Origin of the sequence: Tepidiphilus olei (genome assembly GCF_006980705.1) — a bacterium.
Lineage (GTDB): Bacteria > Pseudomonadota > Gammaproteobacteria > Burkholderiales > Rhodocyclaceae > Tepidiphilus > Tepidiphilus olei.
Genome location: NZ_SBHO01000004.1, coordinates 40200 through 59513, shown reverse-complemented (window position 1 = coordinate 59513; position 19314 = coordinate 40200). Strand labels below are relative to the sequence as shown.

Here is a 19314-nt window from a genome sequence, read left to right as displayed (position 1 = left end):
CGCTCCTTAAGTTGTGGAGAGAACTCCTGCCGCAAGGCAACGTGCTATGGTTAAGTTGTAGGCTTCTTCAAACCACTCGGGGTCGAAGGCTTTATGCGCTTTTAGCAGGTTGATAGCTAGGGGGTTGGCAAACCATTCTTGGGCTTGATCGTGCGCGACTTGCGCGGCGAGCAGCAGTGGCAGATTGATGGCGCCGTCTGCGTAATCAAACCGATCTGGACAAAGGTAAGGTGAGATTTCGGCGCGTTTGCGCGCATCAGCGAGGATTCGGTGCAACCCTGTGGGCCACTCATCGTCGCAATGCGAACGGCGTAGGCGCATGAGTAAACTGTCCTCACCCTGAAAGAGCTGCTGGTCGGCAATAGCGCCAAGCCCCTTGAGCGCCTCGAGCTGCCGCCTGGCCTCGGGAGAGGCGTGTTCGGCAGTGGCGATACCGAGCAAATAATGCAAGGCGCCGTTTCGCGCCGTAATGTCTTTGATACGTACATCCAAAAAGCTCTGAAATACGATTTTGCCGGCTTCTCGTCCGTAGATTTCCCGGCATTGCTCATCCAGGCAGTCCACTGCTTGCTTCCAGGCCGAGAAGGGGACGATTTCCCATGCAAAAGGAAGTTCTTGGTCGAAACGGTCGAGGAAACCGCTGGGCAGGTTGCCAGCGCGTAGCGCTAGCGAAGCCATGCCGTGCGGGGATCGTGCGAGGCGACGCCATATGTCGAGGGTTGCAAGCGGCAGGTGGCCGACTTGTCCGGCGAGCCGTTCTATCTCTGCCCAACCGTCATCCACGAAGTTCCGGGACATGTGATCGATTTCCGCATCGATGGCCGCTTCCCGCTCTGCCTGATCGATGATGCCAAGCGCGCGCGCAAGACCGCTTGCAAGCGAATGCTCGCCTTGCACTGGCCAGATGATTGGACGAAACGGCATGGCTGTATCTGGACTCGGATAGATCAGCCAGCAACCGGGTTCTTTCGAATGCGGATCGAATCGCCACGTTCCTGTCGGTACACCTTCAGACTCGCAAGATTGCAGCTGGATTGCCTCATCGCCTGGATGTTCGAGGCGGAGGGCGAGCGCCCTCATCTTGGCAAAGTCATCGGCTGTGAGCGCTATGTTGTCGTCAGTGTCGAGGCTGATGACGCTGTCGCGCCTCTTCAGTTTCGCAGCGTAACGTGCGATGTCGAGATGGAAACATTCGCTGCCACCGATGCGCAAAGAAACACGCACACGCGCGTCTGGACCATCGTCGGCAGAGAGCAGACGCTGAATGTCATCGGCGTAGTCCTGGAGACGAACTTCGGTGATAAGTGCATCTGGCAAATGGCGCAGTTGATGAACGTGCACGGTGCGACTGCCATTCGCCGCCATTTCGATCGCCACACGACTGCTTTGGCCGCCGCTGAGGATCAGCAGACGTATACCGAGTAATCGTTGAGCGGCCAACAGGCTGCCGGCAAGGATTTCTTTGCCGTTGGCATCGAAAGCACGGACGCCTTTTGCAGGGAAAGGAAGGGTCAGCCTGACCGGCGTGGTGGTGTGCGGCCAAAATAGTTCGATATCGACCGTTTCTGGAGTGCGCCTATCGGAGGTAGCTGTGAGCGTCAGATGTAGATCATCGCCGTGCAGCTTGCTCTCGAGCCTGACGCCCTCAGTTTGCGTTCTGGCAGCGATCGCTCCCCAGCTTGCAAGCTCGATGAGGCCCGATTTCGCATCGCATGGTTGAATCGTTATTGCCGCATCGGAAGGCAGAACAAGCATGCGGCTACGGTGCTTGACTTCGCCGGTGGCGGGGTAGCGTGCTTGCAATGGGCCGATGAGTGGCGAAGAACTTTGCGTGTTTGCGCCGATGAAAGACCATGCTGGGCTGCCATCGACCTTTTGGCTTACAGAATCGCTTGCGCGATAAAGCGTAGGAAGCCCTTTGAATGCAATGGTGGGCTTTTTGAAATTAAGCCAGAGCCGCTGGCCATGCCATTCGTAACTTTCCTCAGGGGCAGCAGCCTGGCCGGTGCGAATGCGGCAAGTCAGGCCATTATCGTCCCTGGCTTGAACCGATCCGCGCAATCGGTAAATGCAGCGAGAGAATTGGGGCAGCGAGCCATGCGGACGGATGTCGGCATGGCTGCCATCGACGAATGTCCATTCCTTTGGTAGAGCGATGAGGACGTCCACAGGGGCCACATTACCGCTACCTTGGCGCAGTAGTCGGTTCGAGGATTCTTCCGCAGAAAATATCCACGGCAAGCCGTTGTCCAGCGCTTCGCCACGCGGGGCTGTAATCGCCCAGACACGACCATCCAACGCGGAAAGTTGAAGCAGATGTTCTTCCGCCGCCGCTTGACCTGAGAATCCCCAAGGCAGGCGCTGGATTCGGTAGCCATCCTGGCTGGCCATCCGGCGGATGGTCGTAGTCAGATGCGCGTCGCCGACCCTGAGGGATAATTCGCCAACTCTTGGCATCTCATCAGGGTCGATGCCAAACAGCTTGGCGATCTGGGCGGTCGAAATGCTCTCTGGCAGCGTCAGGTTGGAAACCAAAGACCATACGCCTTCTTCTTCCTGTCTAAGCTGTCGCTCCACGAGTAGCACGGCCTCCCGTCGTTCGACCTTGACCTTTGCGGCGTCGCGAACCAGCTGCTCGATCAAGCCACGGGCATGGTGGTCGTCGATAGGGAGTGGGAATCGCTCGCGCCAGTTGTCGACTCGCTGATCGAGGCGCGCGATCGCGTCTGTGGCACCGGTGAGTCCGGCTTGTTCCTTCAAACGTAAGACGATCCAGGCAACGTCGGCCAGCAAGGTAAAAATGACGGCCTGCCGGTAGCTTTTGGGCAATGTGCTTTGCAGGCTTTCGACCCAGGTCAGCAGATCGTTTGGGGTAATGCTGGTACCCGCGGCTTGCTTTAACACCTGACTGAGCAACAAACCGATTTTGCCCCGAGCCTCTGCTAGCAGCTTGAGCGGTAGCCCGCCTTGGACGGCGACACTTCCAAGGAAACGCAGTCCACCGCTTTTTTTGACTGAAAGTCCCCAATCCTGGAGTCCTCGCTCGATACATGCACTGCGCTGGGCCTGGCTCCAATCGTCGGGGTCGGCGTTGAGGTCTTTCAGAATGGGGTCCCAAGACCAATGCGAACCGTCAAACCGGCGGCGCCACCATTCGGCAGCGTAGAGCACGAAAAGTGCTGAAAATCCACTCAGTGAGGTGATTTTTCCGAGTTCGAATCGCACCAGCAGCATGCCGAGCCATTTGCGTAGCAGGTTTTCGAGCTCGATGAATTCGGCTTCCGTTACTCGATACTGGAAGAGTGCCCGACGATCAGGTTGTTCAAGACCTCGACTGGCCAAAAATTTGCGCTTCCAGTCTATAAAAATGCTAAACGCCATCAATTTCCTCTACTTGGCGAACGCGTGCTGATCAGTTTAACTCAGATTTTTGAATCCATAGAGCATCTCGAAAAACCCCTCTACTCCGCTCTGATAAAATTCCCATGTCCTGATTCGTGAGGAGCCCAAACCATGACGCGCCGCACTGCGATCCAACCCGATCTTTTTGCTGCAGAGGAGCATCGCGCCAAGCTCGAGCGACTCGGCGACCCCCTGCAGGAGATGGAGGCGGTGATCGATTTTGCAGCGTTGGTGGCGGAAGTGGAGAAGATTGCCCCGCTCAAGGATCACCCCAAAGGCGGACGGCCGCCCTATCCGATCGAGACGAGGGGCTCATCGTGGTGTTGAAGCGTCTCTACGGGCGCTTGGACGAGCAGATGGGTTTCAAGCCCAAGAAACACGGCAAGAGCCACTACGGCTACAAACTTTCGGTCTGTGTCGATCGCAAGCACGAGCTCATCCGGCGCCTGAAGACCGACACGGCCAGCACCCACGACAGCCGGCACTTCGAGGCGCTGCTCGATTCCGGCAACACGTGCCGCGACGTCCATGCCGACCGGGGCCATGCGGGCAAGGAGAGGGAAGAAGCGCTGCAGGCCAAAGGCTACCGGCCGCAGATCCAGCGCAAGGCCAAGCCCCACCAGCCACTGCCCAAGCGGCAAAAAATACGCAACACGCGCATTGCCCGCGTCCGTGCCCGGGTTGAGCACGTGTTTGCCGCGATCGAGGCCATGGGCGGCAAGATGATCCGCACCCACATCCATGCAAGAACCGGCTTTGCCCTCACCCTGATGGCCGCCTCCTACAACATTCGGCGCACGGTGTGGCTCGTGAAGTCCGGTGCCATCCCTTGGTGAAGCCCACCCACGGCCAAAGGGTGCCCGCAGCGGCCGTTGGCAGGAAAAAACCGGGGTACGAGGCCGCGACAGGCGACCAAGACAAGGGGAAATCGGGTGGAATTCAGTGCCGAGTGTCATGAAGAGCCTGTTTCACCGCGAGTTTCCCGGAAAATGGGGGTGATCGAGGTTCCTAAGAATTACGGCCTGGCGCCCAAGTCCGCCGCGGATTTCGCTTTTTTGCTGCACGGCTTTCACTACCTCAAGGACGACGGCGTGATGGCCATCATCCTGCCGCACGGCGTGCTCTTTCGCGGCGGCGCCGAGGCGCGCATCCGCACCAAGCTGCTCAAAGACGGCCACATCGACACGGTGATCGGCCTGCCGGCGAACCTTTTTTATTCAACGGGTATTCCGGTGTGCATCCTGGTGCTCAAGAAATGCCGCAAGCCGGACGACGTGCTCTTCATCAACGCGGCGGAGCATTTCGAGAAAGGCAAGCGGCAAAACCTGCTGCTGCCCGAGCACATCGCCAAGATCGTCGACACCTACCAATATCGCAAGGAGGAGCCCCGCTATTCGCGGCGCGTGAGCCTGGATGAGATCGAGCGCAATGATTTCAACCTCAACATTTCGCGCTACGTGAGCACGGCGCAAAAAGAAGAGGAAATCGACCTGGCTGCGGTTCATGCGCAGCTGCTCGCCATCGATCAGAAGATCAAGGAGGCGACCGAGCGGCATAATGCATTTCTCGCGGAACTCGGGCTGCCGCCTTTGCCCTAGTTGGTCGACGTACTCGAATCAACAAAAGCTGGGTGATATACACCTGTTTTGTGCTGAGTATACACTTGTTAAGGTGTATACTGTTTGTTCTGTTTGCCCGGATCTGGCGATGAAGCTGGGATTTCAATGGAAAATTGATGGACGAGATTGGTGCATTTTGCTCGCCATTTCTGTTCTGCCTTGGGCCTATTTTCCGCTGCGCTTACACTTCGGAGAAGGCGTGGCCATGTTGGTCATGACACCGCTTCTGATATTCGCACCTGTTGGCTGGTTTTTTGCGGAGATGGCAGGAACATTGGCACCATCCCCTGAACTAAAACCGTGGTGTTATGGGGTCGGCTTCAGTCTCGGCGTCTTTTCATTTGGTTACCTCTGCTTGGCTAATTGGCGTTATCACCACCCAAGGAGGAAACATGCCTAACATCCCGCTCCAGAGGGACGCTTCGCCAGCTACGCTGGCTCGCGCCCCTGAGCTTGAACGTTAGCCAAGGGTATTACATGCCGTCTCGACTCCTTTCAACATTCGTGCTTGTATTTCTTCTTGCGGCTTCGATAGGCGCTAATGCCGAAGGTCCGTCAAACGAGCGACTGGTAAAGATCAACACCAAGGGCAGTCTTGTCTACTACTCTGGCCAAGTCACCGTGTCTGGAACCATTGAACGTAGAACCGACGACGATTCCATCGAAATGATTGGAGACCAAGTCTGCCTGTTTCCCGAGAAGGTCTCGGCTAAGGTCATCCCGCGCGGAGTGGATGACCCAAGAGACCCGTGGTTTTGCTTCTCAAACCGCATCGCTGCGATGAAGTTATTGCAAGTGCCGAACCAGAAACCAAAGGGTGCGTGCGGCTATCGTCTTGAGGCCACTGTTAAAGTAACTGACTATGTCGCTGATCGCACTGAGTCAACGGTCTTCGATACCGCGCGTCTGTTACAAGTTGTAAATCGGGGCGCTTTCCGTAACCTGCCATGCAACGAGTAGGTCTGGCTAACCCTCCGCTCCAGAGGGACGCTTCGCCGGCAAGCCGGCTTTGCGCCCCTGAGCTTGAACGTTAGGTGATTTTCATGCCCCTGCTTTCGCGTGTGGTCTTGCTCATGAGCGCAACCCTTTGCGGAGGGTTTTTCGCGCTCTCTGGCGCCGGGTTTTCGCGGGCTGCGGAACCTGAACAATTTTCGAACAGCATTCTTGTTTTTTGGTTTGTTGCCGGTGTGGCTTTGGCTATCCCGCTTTGGCTTCCAGCCATTGTTCCTCCGCGCTACCCACGTTTTTTGAAGGTCTGCCGCCGCGTATGCGCCGTTCTTCTCCTGTTCCCCACTTGGCTTTTTGGCACCATCGTGGGCAACAATGTCGGTCGCATTTTGTCCGGCTTCAGCTTCACGCCTATCGCTCTTGCTCAGGGCTTGGTTCTCACCGGCTGTTGCCTCGTCTGTCTATTTGTGCTGCTTTGGCCGGAGTTTCGTCGCCATGCTGAGCGACCCCCCCAAGTGTCAGGTCCCGGATGATTACGCGGTGTTTTTATGAAAAGATCAGTCGATTCTCGATGCCATGCGCTTGGAACGGTTCATCGAAGGGCACCGGTAGGTTCGAACCTTGGATGGTGCGCCGGGTCGCAGGGGCGCTCTTGACCGGCAAAGCAGTCTCATGCCATGACGACGCGGGTGTGGACTTCCACATTCAGCGCGCGCTTGATGGCGGCGAAGATCGCTGAGAGGTTGCTCATGGTGGGATTGCCCGAGGCCGACAGCATCCGATGCAGGCTCTTGGCCGGCTTGTGAATCTCTTCGGCCAGGGATTCGAAACCGATCGTCGCATTGACCAGATCGCGCAGGATGGGTTTGGCGGTCTCGGGTTCGTCATTGATGAACAGGGTGATCGCCTCGTCGAGCAGCGCCTGGGCAAAAGCCGGGTCGCTCTGCACGCGGGCTGCCACGGTTTCTTTGAAATCACGGGTCAGTGCCATGGTTCACGCTCCTTTGTTCGGCTGGAGTGCCTTGCGGCGCTTGTAGTCCTCCCACAAGGCCAGCGCCTCATCGATGTCTTTCTGTTGTCGCTTCTTGCTGCCGCCGCCGAGCAGGACAATGAGCTTCAAGCCGTCTTTGAAATAGAGTGACATATAAGTTCCCTTTCTCGCCAATTGTGGCAATGGTTACCACTGGAGGGACGTTTGCCGCAGAGGTGCGTGAAGCCAAGAAATGAGGGGGTCAGGTCCGGATTTTTCAAAAAGTCGGTAAAAATTTACAATTACCGACATTATGAAATAATGTTTTTATGAACAATGCCCACACTTTCATTTTCGAACTGGCTCGCCGCCAAGGACTGCTGCGCCCACGCGACGTGGAGGTGTGCGGATTTTCGCGGATGGTACTCAGCACGCTGGCCCGGAAAGGCAAGCTGACCCGGCTGTGCCGCGGCCTCTACGCGCTGCCGGATCGACCGATGTCCGAGCACGTCACCCTGGCCGCGGTGGCCGGCAAGCACCCGAATGTCGTGGTGTGCCTGTTGTCGGCACTGCAGTTTCACGGCCTGACCACTCAATCACCGTTCGAGGTATGGGTAGCGATTCCCAACAAGGCGCGAGCCCACAAGATGGACTACCCGCCGCTGCGCATCGTGCGCTTCAGTGGCGAGGCGCTGACCGAAGGGGTGGAAGAGCACCGGGTCGATGGCGTCACCGTGCAGGTGACGAGCGTGGCCAAGACGGTGGTCGACTGCTTCAAGTACCGCAACAAGATCGGACTGGACGTCGCGCTCGAAGCCCTGCGCGAAGCTTGGAACGCCAAGCGCGTGAAGATGGATGACCTGTGGCACTGCGCCCAAGTCTGTCGGGTGGCCAATGTGATGCGCCCCTATCTGGCGGCGCTGACGTGAGCGGACGCAATGTGACTTCCTCGATGTGCACCAAGGATTTCGGCGGCCTGCAGGAGGGGCAGCAGGAACATCTCGCCGACGGCAGCGTGTTCGATCGCATCGTGGCGCAGTGAGGAGAGGGCGCACATGATGCACACTCGCATCAAGCGCACGGAGGCGAGATTTGCGGAGCTGCATGGAGAGGTATTGAAAAGAGTTATGGGGAATTGATTTTTTGTGGAACGTGGTTATGATGATGAAAAAACGCCGGAGGTGTCGATAGTCATTGTTAGGACAACTACTATTTATTATGCTAATGGTATTTTATATAGTCGCTCGAGCTTGGCGCGATGTTCTTCTGCGACAAAGAGGTCGGGCTGGATCGCGGTGCGGCGCGTCATGGTTTTGGGCTCCTCTCGAATCAGGACAGGGGAATTTTATCAGAGACGAGGAGGGAGAGGGTCTTTCGAAGTGTCATACTGTTTTTTTAGATTCCATGTTTGGCGTTTGTGTGCTCACAGAAAAACATTGCCGCAAGACTGTTGTTTGCCTCTTATAGGAACTACCATCTCTTCATTGTACCGAGGAGAAAGAGCGTGAAGAATTGGTTGTTCTTGGCCATTGCAGTCGTCGGCGAAGTTGTCGCAACTTCAGCGTTAAAATCTAGTCATGGCTTCACAAAATTGGTTCCATCTGTTGTGGTTGTGGCAGGGTACGGTATTGCTTTTTACTTTTTATCTCTTGCACTCAAGTCCATTCCGGTGGGTATTGCATACGCTGTGTGGGCCGGGCTCGGAATTTTGCTGGTAGCAGCTATCGCTTGGATCTTTCATGGTCAGAAACTCGACTTATGGGCATTCGTTGGCATGGGCCTCATTGTGAGTGGAGTAGCCGTTCTTAACCTGCTTTCCAAGGTCAGCGCACATTGATCTGGTTGGCATTTAATTCATTCAAGCCGACGCCGCTTCGCAACGCGGCTTGATTCAGGCGTTGGAGGATGCTATCTTGAACCCAAATCGCTATCTCTATGTCTTGAACCTCGAAGACAACACAAGCAGCAAATCAATTCGTCCGCCTGATCTTCCGGAAATTGATGATGCATACGTGGAGTCATTTGGAAAATGCGCGACTATCGAAATGGAAGAGGGTGTTTTGTATATCGCCGGTCACTCACGTTGCGGGCCTAAAATGTGGCTGTTGGCTTCGGGGTCTGACGAAAACAGACCCAATGCTCCTTGGGCTGCTTTCCGTGGCTTCAGCCATGAAAAGGCAGCGGCATTGGCTTGGTCTTGGTTATCTTCCCGTGAAACCCTCTAAGGAACCGCTGAACAAGTAAGCCCTTGGTCCCCTCTTGTCAAGACGTACCCCGTTTTCAGGACAAAACGGGGCAAAAATGGTCCGATACGGGGGATATCCTGTCTCCCGGAGCGCCTCGGGGGTCGAATAACCCCCCTTGCGCTCAGATTCAGGACGCAATCCGGGTGTCCGGTGTCAACAACCACCGGCGCGCGAGCACCAGATTGGCCAGCGCAAAGAGGGTGAAAAGCTGAGCCGTGTTCTTGGCCAAGCCCCGATAGCGGGTCTTGCGATGACGAAAGAGGTTCTTCACCACGTGAAAGGGGTGTTCGACCTTGGCACGGATGCTCGCCTTGAGCTGCTCGAGGCGCGCCTGGGTTTGGCCTTCCTCGTCCTTGGCCAGTGCCTTGCGCTGGCCGCGCTTCAGGGCGATGTTCCAGCGTACGGGAAGCTCCAGGTTCTCCGCTCGTTTCTCCACCCCCTGGTAGCCGGCATCGCCAAAGACGTCCGTCTCGTCCCCATGCAGCAGCGCCTGGGCTTGTGTGACGTCGCCGACATTGGCCGCGGTGCCGATCAGCGTGTGGGTCAGGCCCGAAGTGGCATCCACACCGATGTGCGCCTTCATGCCGAAGTGCCATTGGGGAACCTCGATCAACCCCCATTTTCCGGGAAATTCGCGGTGAAACTGGCTCTTCATGACACCCGGCACTGAATTCCACCCGATTTCCCCCCGTTCTGGCCGCTCGTTGCGGCCTCGTGCCCCGGTTTTTCCTTGCCCCCGGCCGCTGCGGGCACACTGCGGCCGTGGGTGGGCCTCACCAGGGGATGGCGTTGGACTTCACGAGCCACACCGTGCGCCGAATGTTGTAGCAGGCGGCCATCAGGGTGAGGGCAAAGCCGGTTCTTGCATGGCTGGGGGTGCGGGCCGTGTCGGTCTTCAGGCGCCGGATGAGCTTGTGCTTGCGATCGACACAGACCGAAAGTTTGTAGCCGTAGTGGCTCTTGCCGTGGAAACCCATCTGCTCGTCCAGGCGCCCGTGGATGCGCTTCAACACCGCGATGCGCACCCTCGTCTCGATCCGACAGGGGGCCGCCCGCCTTTGGGTTGATCCTCGAGCGGAGCAATCTTCTCCACTTCCGCGGTCGACGCCGCAAAGTCGACTACTGCCTCCATCTCCCGCAGGGGATCGCCGAGTCGCTCGAGCTTGGCGCGATGCTCCTCTGCAGCAAAAAGATCGGGTTGGATCGCAGTGCGGCGCGTCATGGTTTGGGCTCCTCACGAATCAGGACATGGGAATTTTATCAGGGGCGGGGGTGGAGAGGGTTTTTCGGGGCGCCCATCACGTTTGGCTGTACAATCACCACATCCTCCAGAAAGGCCATGAAGAAATGGTACGCCGAAAAACCTGAATTGTTCATGAAAATTCCACGCAATCGTCCGGGACCTGACAGTTAGACCTTCTATGCGCGAGTTCTGCATACAGCAGTGGCGACTCATGGCATTGCTTATCGTGGCGGCGCTATGGATTGTTGCCTTTCCCATCTGGAGTGACTGGGTTACGCAGAACCCATTGGATGCTGTCATTTCACTCTCGCCTCCGGGTTCTGTTCGAGACGAAGTCGAGATACGAATCCCAGAGCGTTACATGGTTCAACTCAAATTTGAACGAGACGGCATCGAATTTAATCAACTCAAAAAGTTGATTGGCGCGATGGGCATCTGCCTTCCCGAGGAGGAATGTTCAAAGGGTGTGCCCGTTCCAATTCGGTGGTCGTTGAAAAACGGTGAAACTGGAGCAACAGCTTCCAGTGGCTTAGTCGAGTCTATTGATTCAAACGGCTGGTCGCGCGCGCACGTTTACCGCGGTGTAGGCGTCATCCAAGTTCAGCCGGGCAAATACATATTCGAGGCAGAGGTAACTCGGCCAGTACAGGAGCTGTCGCATATTCGAACGCACATTGCAATCGAACTTCAGCCCAAGACCGCTACTACATGGCAAATGGGGCTCGTGTGGTGGGGATCCATGGGCTACATCTTTCTCGCGTGGCCTGCGGCCGTATATGCCATGGTGCTTTTGTTCTGGCGTGCAGGTCTAACATATCGTTCGAGGGGACGCTCCACCTAGCGGCGGCGCGCCCCTCAACTTAACGTTATGTGTCACGTCCCCGACGATCCCATCATGACCCCCTGATCGACTTCACCCCTCGCCCCCTTATTCCCCTTCGCCATAACCTACCAACCCCCGCCCCGTTGAACCGCCTATACCCGCTCGCTACCATCCTCCTCATCGAACGGGAGGATGGACGATGCGATTCTGGCGTTTTCTTGCTGCCTTGATGGCCTTGCTGACCCTTGTCGCTGCCGGTGCGGCGAGGGCCGAGACGAGCTTGCTCAACGTGTCCTACGACGTCTCGCGCGAGCTCTATAAAGAGATCAATCCGCTCTTCGCTGCTTCGTGGCAGGCGAGCAAAGGGGAGGCGGTGACGATCCGCCAGTCGCATGGCGGCTCGTCCAAGCAGGCGCTTTCCGTGGCGGCGGGGCTGGAGGCGGATGTGGTGACCATGAACCAGGCATCCGACCTCGAGCTCCTGGCCGAGCGAGGGTTCGTCGCGCCCGACTGGCGCACGCGTTTTCCCAATCAGGCGGCACCTTATTCCAGCACCATGGTCTTCCTCGTGCGCCGGGGCAATCCCAAGGCCATCAGCGATTGGGACGACCTCGTGCGCGAGGGGGTGCAGGTGATCGTGCCCAATCCCAAGGTGACCGGCAACGGCCGCTATACCTATCTCGCCGTCTGGGGGTATGCGCTCCAGAAAACGGGGTCGGACGAGGGGGCACGCGACTTCGTCACCAGGCTCTTTCGCAACGTGCCGGTGCTCGACGGCGGCGGGCGCGGGGCGACCACCACCTTCACCCAGCGCGGGGTGGGCGACGTGCTTGTCACCTTCGAGAACGAGGCTCGCCTGATCGCGCAGGAGCTGGGCGGCAAGGAGTTCGAGATCGTCTATCCGTCCGTCTCCATCGAGGCGCCGGCGCCGGTGGCGGTGGTGGAGCCGGTGGTGGCCAAACGCGGCACGGCGGAGGTGGCGCGCGCTTATTTGCAGTTTCTCTTCAGCGAACCGGCGCAGGAGGTGATGGCCAAGCATTACTTGCGACCGAGCGACCCTCGGGTACGGCAGCGCCATGCCGATCGCTTTCCGAATGTGGATACCTTCACGGTCGAAGCGCGCTTCGGTAGCTGGGCAGAAGTGCTGCGGACCCATTTCGCCGATGGCGGTGTGTTCGACCAAATCATTGGGAAGAAATGATGGCGGTGCATACGGGTGTGTTGCCGGGCTTTCGCCTTACGCTCGGCTATACACTCTTTTACCTCTCCCTCATCGTGCTGCTGCCGGTGGCGGCGGTGTTCGGCAAGACGCTGGAGCTGGGTTGGGGGGAATTCGTGGACGTGGTGAGCAACCCGCGGGTGCTCGCCGCCTACCGGCTTTCTTTCGGGGCGGCGCTCGCGGCGGCGGCGATCGATGCCGTCTTCGGTCTGCTGCTCGCTTGGGTGTTGGTGCGCTACTCCTTTCCAGGCAAGCGCCTGGTCGATGCCCTCATCGACCTGCCGTTCGCCTTGCCCACGGCGGTGGCCGGCATCGCACTCACCGCGCTCTACGCGCCCAACGGCTGGTTGGGCGGGTGGCTCGCCGCGCTCGGGGTCAAGGTCGCGTTCACGCCGTTGGGCATTCTCGTGGCGCTCGTCTTCATCGGCATTCCTTTCGTGGTGCGTACGGTGCAGCCGGTGTTGGAGGAATTCGAGCCGGAATTCGAAGAGGCGGCCGCGAGCCTGGGGGCGAGCCGCTGGCAGGTGTTCCGTCACGTGATCCTGCCTCACGTGCTGCCGGCCACCGTCACCGGGTTTGCGCTCGCCTTCGCCCGTGCCGTGGGGGAGTACGGCTCGGTGATCTTCATCGCCGGGAACATCCCTTTCGTCTCGGAGATCGTGCCGCTGCTCATCATCGGCCAGCTCGAACAGTACAACGAGGCGGGCGCCACCGCCATCGCTACGGTGATGCTGGTCATTTCCTTCACCCTCTTGCTCGTCATCAACGCCCTGCAAGCTTGGGCCGCCCGCCGCGGCGGCAAGGAGCAATGACATGGACGCCGTTGCCGCGTTGCCCGCGCTCGAACTGCCCGCCCGCCGCGCTGCCGTGCGGCCGGTCACCACCGAGCCCGCCTGGGTGCGGCGCACCCTGATCGCGCTCGCGCTCGCCTTCTTCGGTCTCTTCCTGCTGCTGCCGCTCCTGGCGGTCTTCGTCGAGGCGCTGCGCAAAGGGTGGGCGGTGTATCTGGCCGCGCTCGTCGAGCCCGATGCGCTCGCCGCCCTGAAACTGACGCTGCTGGCCGCCGCTATCGCCGTGCCGCTCAACCTCGTCTTCGGGGTGGCGGCTGCCTGGGCAATCGCGAAATTCTCCTTCCGCGGCAAGGCGCTGCTGCTCACCCTGATCGATCTGCCCTTCTCGGTTTCGCCGGTGGTGGCGGGTCTGGGGCTGGTACTGCTCTTCGGCGGTTCCGGTTGGTTCGGCGCTTGGCTCGCGGCGCACGAGGTGAAAATCCTCTTCGCCGTGCCCGGCATCGTGCTCGCCACCGTCTTCGTCACCTTCCCCTTCGTGGCGCGCGAGCTCGTGCCGCTCATGCAGGCGCAGGGGCGCGAGGAGGAAGAGGCGGCGGTGGTGCTGGGCGCGAGCGGTTGGCGCACCTTCTGGCACGTGACCTTGCCCAACGTCAAGTGGGGTCTGCTCTACGGGGTGATCCTCACCAATGCCCGCGCCATGGGCGAATTCGGTGCGGTGAGCGTCGTCTCCGGGCACATCCGCGGCCAGACCACCACCCTGCCGCTGCATGTCGAGATCCTCTACAACGAATACCAGTTTTCGGCAGCCTTCGCCGTCGCCTCGCTCCTGGCGCTGCTCGCCCTGGTGACCCTGGTCGTCAAGCACGCCATCGAGCGGCGCGGCGATTTTGCCGCCCTGCGTCGCGGGAGTCGCACATGAGCATCGAAGTCCGACACATCTGCAAGCGCTTTGGCGCCTTCACCGCACTCGACGACGTCTCGCTCGCCTTTCCCGACGGCGAACTCGTGGCGTTGCTGGGTCCCTCCGGCTGCGGCAAGACGACGCTATTGCGCGTGATCGCGGGGCTGGAGCAGTCCGACTCGGGGCAGGTGCTCTTCGACGGCGAGGACGCTTCCGACACCCACGTGCGCGAGCGCCGCGTCGGTTTCGTCTTTCAGCACTACGCGCTCTTTCGGCACATGAGCGTGTTCGACAACGTGGCGTTTGGTCTGCGCATGAAACCGCGGCGCGAGCGCCCGAGCGAGGCCGAGATCCGCCGCCGCGTGATGGCGCTGCTCGAACTCGTGCAACTCGACTGGCTCGCCGATCGTTTCCCTTCGCAGCTCTCCGGCGGGCAGCGCCAGCGCATCGCGCTCGCCCGGGCCCTGGCGGTCGAACCCAAGGTGCTGCTGCTCGACGAACCCTTCGGGGCGCTGGATGCGAAAGTGCGCAAGGAGCTGCGCCGTTGGTTGCGGCGCCTGCACGACGAGCTGCACGTCACTTCCATTTTCGTCACCCACGACCAGGAAGAGGCGCTGGAAGTGGCCGACCGTGTGGTGCTGATGCACCGCGGCCGGGTCGAACAGGTGGGCTCGCCCGAGGAGGTCTATCATCATCCCGCCACTCCTTTCGTCTACGACTTCCTCGGTTCGGTCAACCGCTTCGAGGGGCGGGTGGAAGAATCGGGGGTGCGCGTGGGCGAGGCGCTCCTGCTGCACGAGGCGCCCCTTCCTGCGGGCGAAGCAGTGATCGCCTTCGCCCGGCCCTTCGAGCTCGACATCGTGCCGGCCGAGTCGGATCGGGGCGTGCCGGCCCGCGTGGCCCGTATCCTCGCCTTCGGCGCGAGCGCCCGAGTGGAACTCGACGGAGAGGGTGAGCCCGCGCGCCGCTTCGAAGTGGAGCTACCGCGCGAGCGCTGCACCGCCCTGGGGCTCACTCCCGGCCAGCCGGTGCGGCTCGTGCCGGCCCGGCTGCGGGTGTTCGCGGTGGAATAGTGAGGTCCCCAGTTTGTATGGCCAGCCCGAGGCGAGTGCGGTGGGCAGGGAGAGATCAAGAACGGTTGAGGCGGTGGGCGAGGCGGGCAGCGGCAAGGTCCCAACCCGCCCAGCCACAGCTTTTGAAAAGTACGGGGCCGGTGCGAGGGTGGTCGGGGGTGCGCATGACGTCCTGGAGGGTGGGGTACTGGTTTGTTTCCAGTCCGGCCTGCAACAGGTCGCCTGCTTCGTGGACCGCGTCGGGGCTATCGAGCACGATGGTGCCATGGGTTGCGATCCAGCGGCAGGTTTCGATGGAAAGTTCCGCCATCTTGGCGGTGAATGCGCCCACGGCGGCGATAAAGGCATCCTTGCGGGGAGTGCCATGAATGACGATCTTGTCGGCCGGTGTGACCGTGACGACTAAGGGGCAGTCGGGAAGGGCCTGGTCCGGATCCTCGCAAATCTCGGCGCTAACCCCCAAGGTGCGGGCATAGTCGCGCAAGCGCTCGGCACTTGTACGCGTGCGCGAGGTGATCCACACTTCGGTCAAGGGCAACTCCGACACGAAAGCCTCTAGATGGGCTCGCCCCTGGACCCCGGCGCCGACGATCAACAAAGGGCCTGCAGGGTTCGGTGCCAGGCGCTGCGCTGCGAGCAGTGAAACGGCAGCGGTACGCCGGGCGGTCACGCTCGGGCCGTCGAGAATCAGCGTGCGCTCGCCAGTGGCAACTTCGAATACCAGGACGTCGCCCATGATCGTAGGACGTCCGCTGGCTGGATTGGTCGGCGTAAATGTGATCACCTTGCTGATCGCCACTTCTCCGTCCGTGGCCGGCATGATGAAAAACGAGCCCCCGCTGGCCAAGGGCATGACCAGGCGTTGGGGGATCACGATGTCGTCCCGCTGTAGTAAGGCCGCGATTTCCTCGGCCAAGTCCCCATAAGGCAACAGTTTTGCCGTCTCTGTCGTCCTGTCTGCGTCGTTGCTCGTGTTCATCGTTTTTGCGCCTTTTGCTTTTCTGTGGGTACACCGTAGATTCAAACATAAATATCAATCTATTGACCGATAGTAAACTTTTTGTTATGGTCGAATCAATCGGTCATTGGGTAAGCGTCGTCGCACCCTAGAGGCCGGGATACACACGAGGAGGAAGTGATGGCAAGAGCAGTCTATGTTTGCGGCGTCGGGATGATTCCGTTCGCCAAGCCGGGGGCGAGTGCACCGTACTACGAAATGGGTGCCGAGGCAGCAAGGCGTGCGCTGGCCGATGCCGGCGTGGAGTATGCCGACATCGAACAGGCGTATGTCGGCTATGTCTATGGCGACTCGACCTGCGGTCAGCGGGCGCTCTATCCCCTCGGGATGACGGGGATTCCCATCGTCAACGTGAATAACAACTGCTCCACCGGCTCGACGGCACTTTTCCTGGCCCGGCAGGCGGTGGAATCAGGGGCAGCCGACTGTGTGCTCGCCTTGGGGTTCGAACAGATGCGCCCTGGTGCGCTCGGTTCGAATTACACCGATCGCCCATCGCCCTTCGAACCCTTCGACGAAGTGTGTGAGGAGCTCGTCGGCGCGTCCGACGTTCCCTTGGCGATTCGCTATTTTGCCGGAGCAGGTCTTGCGCACATGCAGCGCTACGGCACCCGCCCCGAAACCTTTGCCAAGATCCGCGCCAAGGCGAGCCGCCACGCGGCGCGCAATCCCTTGGCGCTGTTCCGCCAAGAGGTCACGCCCGAAGAAGTCATGGCCTCGCCCGTGCTGATGGGGCCGCTCACTCGCCTCATGGCCTGTCCGCCTACCTGTGGCGCAGCAGCGGCCGTCGTCTGCTCCGAAGACTACGCCAAGAAGAAGGGGCTCGAGCGGCGGGTGAAGATCCTCGCTCAAGCGATGACCACCGATACGCCCAGCACCTTCGCAGCGCGCAACATGATGCAACTCGTCGGCTACGACATGTCCCGCGAGGCGGCCCGCCGCGTCTATGAGGCTGCAGGCGTCGGCCCCGAGGAAATCGACGTCGTCGAGCTGCACGATTGTTTTGCCACCAATGAGCTCCTCACCTATGAAGCCCTGGGGCTGGCGGGCGAAGGGGAAGGCGAGAAGATGGTCGAGGATGGCGACAATACCTATGGTGGGCGCGTCGTCACCAACCCCTCGGGAGGGCTGCTCTCGAAAGGACATCCGCTCGGGGCGACTGGTTTGGCCCAATGCACCGAACTCGTGCACCAGCTGCGCGGTAGCGCCGGGTCGCGCCAGGTCGAGGGGGCGCGTCTCGCCTTGCAGCACAATCTGGGGCTGGGTGGTGCCTGCGTCGTCACCCTCTATCAAGCAGTCTGAAGGAGGAGCGAGATGATCGATCGCAGCCATATCGGCACGACGCTGCCGCCGTTTCAGTTCGAGGTGGAGAAGGGACGCCTGCGCTTCTTTGCCAAAGCGATCGGCGAGACCCGACCGGAATATTTCGACGAAGACGCCGCGCGCGCGGCCGGTTATCGCAGCATCCCGGCGCCCCCCACTTTTTTGATGGCTGCCGAGATGGATTCGGGGGCCACGGAAATCCTTCTCGATCGCCTCGGCATTCCTATCGAGCGCGTGCTCCACGGTGAGCAGAGTTTCACTTACCATGGGGTCGTGTGCGCAGGCGATCGGCTGGAACTGCTGTCGCGCATCACCGATATCTATGCCAAAAAAGGCGGTGCGCTCGAGTTCATCGTCAAGGATTCGACGCTCACCGATCTGGCTTCGGGGCGTTGCATGGTCGAGATGCGCAGTGTCATCGTCGTGCGCCATCCACAGGAGACCGCCGCATGAGCACTTCGAACGCTCCGCGCTACGACGCGATTCAGATCGGCCAGGAGTTGCCGCCGATGACCTTTCCCCCCATCACCCGGACGACCTTGGCGCTCTTTGCCGGCGCCTCGGGTGACCACAATCCCATTCACATCGACTTGGATTTCGCCCGTGCCGCGGGTATGCCCGATGTGTTCGCGCACGGCATGCTCTCGATGGCCTTGCTCGGGCGCTATCTCACCCATTGGGCCCCACAGCCTTGTTTGCGCCGTTTCGGCGTGCGCTTCGTTGCCATCACGCCGGTGGGGACCCAGCTGCGCTGCAGTGGCAAGGTCGTCGACAGGCGCGAGGAGGGCGGAGAGCGACTCGTCGCCCTCGAGCTCGTCGCCGCCGACTTGCAGGGCGAAGCAAAGCTGATCGGCGAGGCCCTTGTCGCCTTGCCTTGATTTTTTCATTTTGTCCAAAAAGGAAAAAGACATGAAACTTGCAGGTAAAGTGGCCATCGTCAGCGGCTCTGGCCGTGGCATCGGCCGGGCGATCGCGCTCAAATTGGCGTCCGAAGGGGCAGCCGTCGTCGTCAACGACCTCGACCCTGAACCCGCCGAAGCGGTGGTGGCCGAGATCACGGCCAAAGGGGGGCGTGCCTTCGCCTGTTCCGGGAGCGTTACCGATCCCGACTTTCCTCGGCGTTTCGTCGATACCGCGATCGAGCGCTTCGGCGGGCTCGACATCATCGTCAACAACGCCGGTTACACCTGGGACAACGTGATCCAGAAGATGACCGACGAGCAGTGGTACGCCATCATCGACGTACACCTCACGGCTCCTTTCCGCATCTTGCGTGCCGCAGCCGATTACTTTCGCGATCAGGCGAAGAAAGAGGCGGCTGAAGGGAAAGAAGTATTTCGCAAAGTCGTCAACATCTCCTCCATTGCCGGCATTGGCGGCAACGCAGGTCAGGTGAACTATTCCGCGGCCAAAGCGGGCGTGATCGGGCTGACCAAGGCGCTGTCGCGTGAATGGGGGCGCTATAAGGTCGACGTGAATTGCGTCGCCTTTGGCCTCATTCGTACTCGCCTCACCGAAGCCCCGGCCGGTAGCGACGCCACCATCGACGTCGAAGGGCGCAAGATCAAGGTTGGCGTCAATCCCGACCTCCTGAAGACCATGGAAGCGACGATTCCGCTCGGGCGCGCCGGCACGCCGGAGGAGGCCGCTGACGCCGTCTATCTCCTGTGCACCCCCGAGTCGAACTACGTCAGCGGGCAGGTGGTGCTCGTGAGCGGCGGATTCACGATGTAAGAAT

General features: G+C 60.0%; 20 protein-coding genes and 3 pseudogenes. 17 read left to right on the top strand and 6 right to left on the bottom strand.

The window, feature by feature from the left end:
- Window positions 1–6: 6 nt before the first annotated feature.
- A complete protein-coding gene (locus EPD80_RS06050; RefSeq protein WP_142810275.1) occupies window positions 7–3381 on the bottom strand; it encodes an STY4851/ECs_5259 family protein in 3375 nt (1124 codons plus the stop codon).
- A 132-nt stretch (window positions 3382–3513) separates the two neighbouring features.
- Between EPD80_RS06050 and EPD80_RS06045 the strand changes: the two are divergent.
- The 5 genes and pseudogenes from EPD80_RS06045 to EPD80_RS06025 all read left to right on the top strand — a co-directional run bounded on the left by EPD80_RS06045 (window position 3514) and on the right by EPD80_RS06025 (window position 6502).
- Window positions 3514–4238, top strand: a pseudogene (locus tag EPD80_RS06045) (transposase).
- Window positions 4239–4412: 174 nt separating this feature from the next.
- Window positions 4413–5000, top strand: a pseudogene (locus tag EPD80_RS06040) (N-6 DNA methylase); the annotation flags it as partial.
- Window positions 5001–5109: 109 nt separating this feature from the next.
- Complete coding sequence (locus EPD80_RS06035; protein WP_142810274.1) at window positions 5110–5421, top strand: hypothetical protein; 312 nt, start codon at window positions 5110–5112, stop codon at window positions 5419–5421.
- 77 nt (window positions 5422–5498) lie between these two features.
- Window positions 5499–5981 carry a hypothetical protein gene (locus EPD80_RS06030; protein WP_142810272.1) on the top strand — a complete coding sequence of 161 codons (483 nt, stop codon included), beginning with the start codon at window positions 5499–5501 and terminating at the stop codon, window positions 5979–5981.
- Between the two features lie 83 nt (window positions 5982–6064).
- Window positions 6065–6502 carry a hypothetical protein gene (locus tag EPD80_RS06025; protein WP_142810270.1) on the top strand — a complete coding sequence of 146 codons (438 nt, stop codon included), beginning with the start codon at window positions 6065–6067 and terminating at the stop codon, window positions 6500–6502.
- A 137-nt stretch (window positions 6503–6639) separates the two neighbouring features.
- On the opposite strand, the gene EPD80_RS06020 is transcribed toward EPD80_RS06025, so the two are convergent.
- Both EPD80_RS06020 and EPD80_RS06015 read right to left on the bottom strand, forming a co-directional pair.
- A complete protein-coding gene (locus tag EPD80_RS06020; protein WP_142810268.1) occupies window positions 6640–6960 on the bottom strand; it encodes a helix-turn-helix domain-containing transcriptional regulator in 321 nt (106 codons plus the stop codon).
- Window positions 6961–6963: 3 nt separating this feature from the next.
- Window positions 6964–7113 (bottom strand): hypothetical protein, encoded by a 150-nt coding sequence (locus EPD80_RS06015; protein ID WP_206673397.1) that lies wholly within the window; start codon window positions 7111–7113, stop codon window positions 6964–6966.
- 155 nt (window positions 7114–7268) lie between these two features.
- On the opposite strand from EPD80_RS06015, the gene EPD80_RS06010 reads away from it, so the two are divergent.
- From EPD80_RS06010 to EPD80_RS06000, 3 genes are all read left to right on the top strand, one after another.
- Window positions 7269–7868: a type IV toxin-antitoxin system AbiEi family antitoxin domain-containing protein gene (locus EPD80_RS06010; protein ID WP_142810266.1), complete on the top strand. Its 600-nt coding sequence runs from the start codon at window positions 7269–7271 to the stop codon at window positions 7866–7868.
- Window positions 7869–8443: 575 nt separating this feature from the next.
- Entirely contained in the window at window positions 8444–8776 is a 333-nt protein-coding gene (gene qac, locus EPD80_RS06005) for a quaternary ammonium compound efflux SMR transporter QacL (RefSeq protein WP_142810264.1), read from the top strand.
- A 76-nt stretch (window positions 8777–8852) separates the two neighbouring features.
- Window positions 8853–9164: a hypothetical protein gene (locus EPD80_RS06000; RefSeq protein ID WP_142810262.1), complete on the top strand. Its 312-nt coding sequence runs from the start codon at window positions 8853–8855 to the stop codon at window positions 9162–9164.
- A 148-nt stretch (window positions 9165–9312) separates the two neighbouring features.
- Here the strand turns inward: EPD80_RS06000 and EPD80_RS05995 are convergent.
- Both EPD80_RS05995 and EPD80_RS11580 read right to left on the bottom strand, forming a co-directional pair.
- Window positions 9313–9783: pseudogene (locus EPD80_RS05995) on the bottom strand (IS5 family transposase); the annotation flags it as partial.
- Window positions 9784–9958: 175 nt separating this feature from the next.
- The gene (locus EPD80_RS11580; protein ID WP_385915996.1) at window positions 9959–10210 is read right to left on the bottom strand and encodes a hypothetical protein; all 252 of its coding nucleotides are present in this window, start codon (window positions 10208–10210) and stop codon (window positions 9959–9961) included.
- 429 nt (window positions 10211–10639) lie between these two features.
- Between EPD80_RS11580 and EPD80_RS05985 the strand changes: the two genes are divergently transcribed.
- The 5 genes from EPD80_RS05985 to EPD80_RS05965 all read left to right on the top strand — a co-directional run bounded on the left by EPD80_RS05985 (window position 10640) and on the right by EPD80_RS05965 (window position 15235).
- On the top strand, window positions 10640–11269 hold the full coding sequence (locus EPD80_RS05985; protein WP_142810260.1) for a DUF5625 family protein: 630 nt from the start codon (window positions 10640–10642) through the stop codon (window positions 11267–11269).
- A gap of 181 nt (window positions 11270–11450) precedes the next feature.
- Window positions 11451–12452, top strand: a complete 1002-nt coding sequence (locus EPD80_RS05980) for a sulfate ABC transporter substrate-binding protein (RefSeq protein ID WP_142810258.1) — start codon at window positions 11451–11453, stop codon at window positions 12450–12452.
- Window positions 12449–13282, top strand: a complete 834-nt coding sequence (cysT, locus tag EPD80_RS05975) for a sulfate ABC transporter permease subunit CysT (RefSeq protein WP_142810255.1) — start codon at window positions 12449–12451, stop codon at window positions 13280–13282. Before EPD80_RS05980 ends, cysT begins: the two co-directional genes overlap by 4 nt.
- A 1-nt stretch (window position 13283) precedes the next feature.
- A complete protein-coding gene (cysW, locus tag EPD80_RS05970) occupies window positions 13284–14180 on the top strand; it encodes a sulfate ABC transporter permease subunit CysW (RefSeq protein ID WP_142810254.1) in 897 nt (298 codons plus the stop codon).
- A complete protein-coding gene (locus EPD80_RS05965; protein ID WP_142810252.1) occupies window positions 14177–15235 on the top strand; it encodes a sulfate/molybdate ABC transporter ATP-binding protein in 1059 nt (352 codons plus the stop codon). The genes cysW and EPD80_RS05965 overlap by 4 nt, the downstream gene beginning before the upstream one ends.
- 55 nt (window positions 15236–15290) lie before the next feature.
- On the opposite strand, the gene EPD80_RS05960 is transcribed toward EPD80_RS05965, so the two are convergent.
- Window positions 15291–16214, bottom strand: a complete 924-nt coding sequence (locus tag EPD80_RS05960; protein ID WP_142810250.1) for a delta(1)-pyrroline-2-carboxylate reductase family protein — start codon at window positions 16212–16214, stop codon at window positions 15291–15293.
- A gap of 159 nt (window positions 16215–16373) precedes the next feature.
- Between EPD80_RS05960 and EPD80_RS05955 the strand changes: the two genes are divergently transcribed.
- The 4 genes from EPD80_RS05955 to EPD80_RS05940 are packed head-to-tail and all read left to right on the top strand — an operon-like array spanning window position 16374 to window position 19310.
- Entirely contained in the window at window positions 16374–17555 is a 1182-nt protein-coding gene (locus EPD80_RS05955) for a lipid-transfer protein (protein WP_142810248.1), read from the top strand.
- Between the two features lie 12 nt (window positions 17556–17567).
- A complete protein-coding gene (locus EPD80_RS05950; RefSeq protein WP_142810246.1) occupies window positions 17568–18029 on the top strand; it encodes a MaoC family dehydratase N-terminal domain-containing protein in 462 nt (153 codons plus the stop codon).
- Entirely contained in the window at window positions 18026–18454 is a 429-nt protein-coding gene (locus EPD80_RS05945) for a MaoC family dehydratase (RefSeq protein WP_142810244.1), read from the top strand. The genes EPD80_RS05950 and EPD80_RS05945 overlap by 4 nt, the downstream gene beginning before the upstream one ends.
- Before the next feature lie 31 nt (window positions 18455–18485).
- Window positions 18486–19310, top strand: a complete 825-nt coding sequence (locus tag EPD80_RS05940; RefSeq protein WP_142810243.1) for an SDR family NAD(P)-dependent oxidoreductase — start codon at window positions 18486–18488, stop codon at window positions 19308–19310.
- The last annotated feature ends 4 nt before the right edge of the window (window positions 19311–19314 follow it).

Excerpts from the sequence above, each read along its gene's own strand:
- EPD80_RS06050 (WP_142810275.1), bottom strand. The coding sequence starts at position 3,381 with ATGGCGTTTAGCATTTTTATAGACTGGAAGCGCAAATTTTTGGCCAGT.
- EPD80_RS06035 (WP_142810274.1), top strand. The coding sequence starts at position 5,110 with ATGAAGCTGGGATTTCAATGGAAAATTGATGGACGAGATTGGTGCATT.
- EPD80_RS06030 (WP_142810272.1), top strand. The coding sequence starts at position 5,499 with ATGCCGTCTCGACTCCTTTCAACATTCGTGCTTGTATTTCTTCTTGCG.
- EPD80_RS06025 (WP_142810270.1), top strand. The coding sequence starts at position 6,065 with ATGCCCCTGCTTTCGCGTGTGGTCTTGCTCATGAGCGCAACCCTTTGC.
- EPD80_RS06020 (WP_142810268.1), bottom strand. The coding sequence starts at position 6,960 with ATGGCACTGACCCGTGATTTCAAAGAAACCGTGGCAGCCCGCGTGCAG.
- EPD80_RS06015 (WP_206673397.1), bottom strand. The coding sequence starts at position 7,113 with ATGTCACTCTATTTCAAAGACGGCTTGAAGCTCATTGTCCTGCTCGGC.
- EPD80_RS06010 (WP_142810266.1), top strand. The coding sequence starts at position 7,269 with ATGAACAATGCCCACACTTTCATTTTCGAACTGGCTCGCCGCCAAGGA.
- EPD80_RS05985 (WP_142810260.1), top strand. The coding sequence starts at position 10,640 with ATGGCATTGCTTATCGTGGCGGCGCTATGGATTGTTGCCTTTCCCATC.
- EPD80_RS05980 (WP_142810258.1), top strand. The coding sequence starts at position 11,451 with ATGCGATTCTGGCGTTTTCTTGCTGCCTTGATGGCCTTGCTGACCCTT.
- cysT (WP_142810255.1), top strand. The coding sequence starts at position 12,449 with ATGATGGCGGTGCATACGGGTGTGTTGCCGGGCTTTCGCCTTACGCTC.
- cysW (WP_142810254.1), top strand. The coding sequence starts at position 13,284 with ATGGACGCCGTTGCCGCGTTGCCCGCGCTCGAACTGCCCGCCCGCCGC.
- EPD80_RS05965 (WP_142810252.1), top strand. The coding sequence starts at position 14,177 with ATGAGCATCGAAGTCCGACACATCTGCAAGCGCTTTGGCGCCTTCACC.
- EPD80_RS05960 (WP_142810250.1), bottom strand. The coding sequence starts at position 16,214 with ATGAACACGAGCAACGACGCAGACAGGACGACAGAGACGGCAAAACTG.
- EPD80_RS05955 (WP_142810248.1), top strand. The coding sequence starts at position 16,374 with ATGGCAAGAGCAGTCTATGTTTGCGGCGTCGGGATGATTCCGTTCGCC.
- EPD80_RS05950 (WP_142810246.1), top strand. The coding sequence starts at position 17,568 with ATGATCGATCGCAGCCATATCGGCACGACGCTGCCGCCGTTTCAGTTC.
- EPD80_RS05945 (WP_142810244.1), top strand. The coding sequence starts at position 18,026 with ATGAGCACTTCGAACGCTCCGCGCTACGACGCGATTCAGATCGGCCAG.
- EPD80_RS05940 (WP_142810243.1), top strand. The coding sequence starts at position 18,486 with ATGAAACTTGCAGGTAAAGTGGCCATCGTCAGCGGCTCTGGCCGTGGC.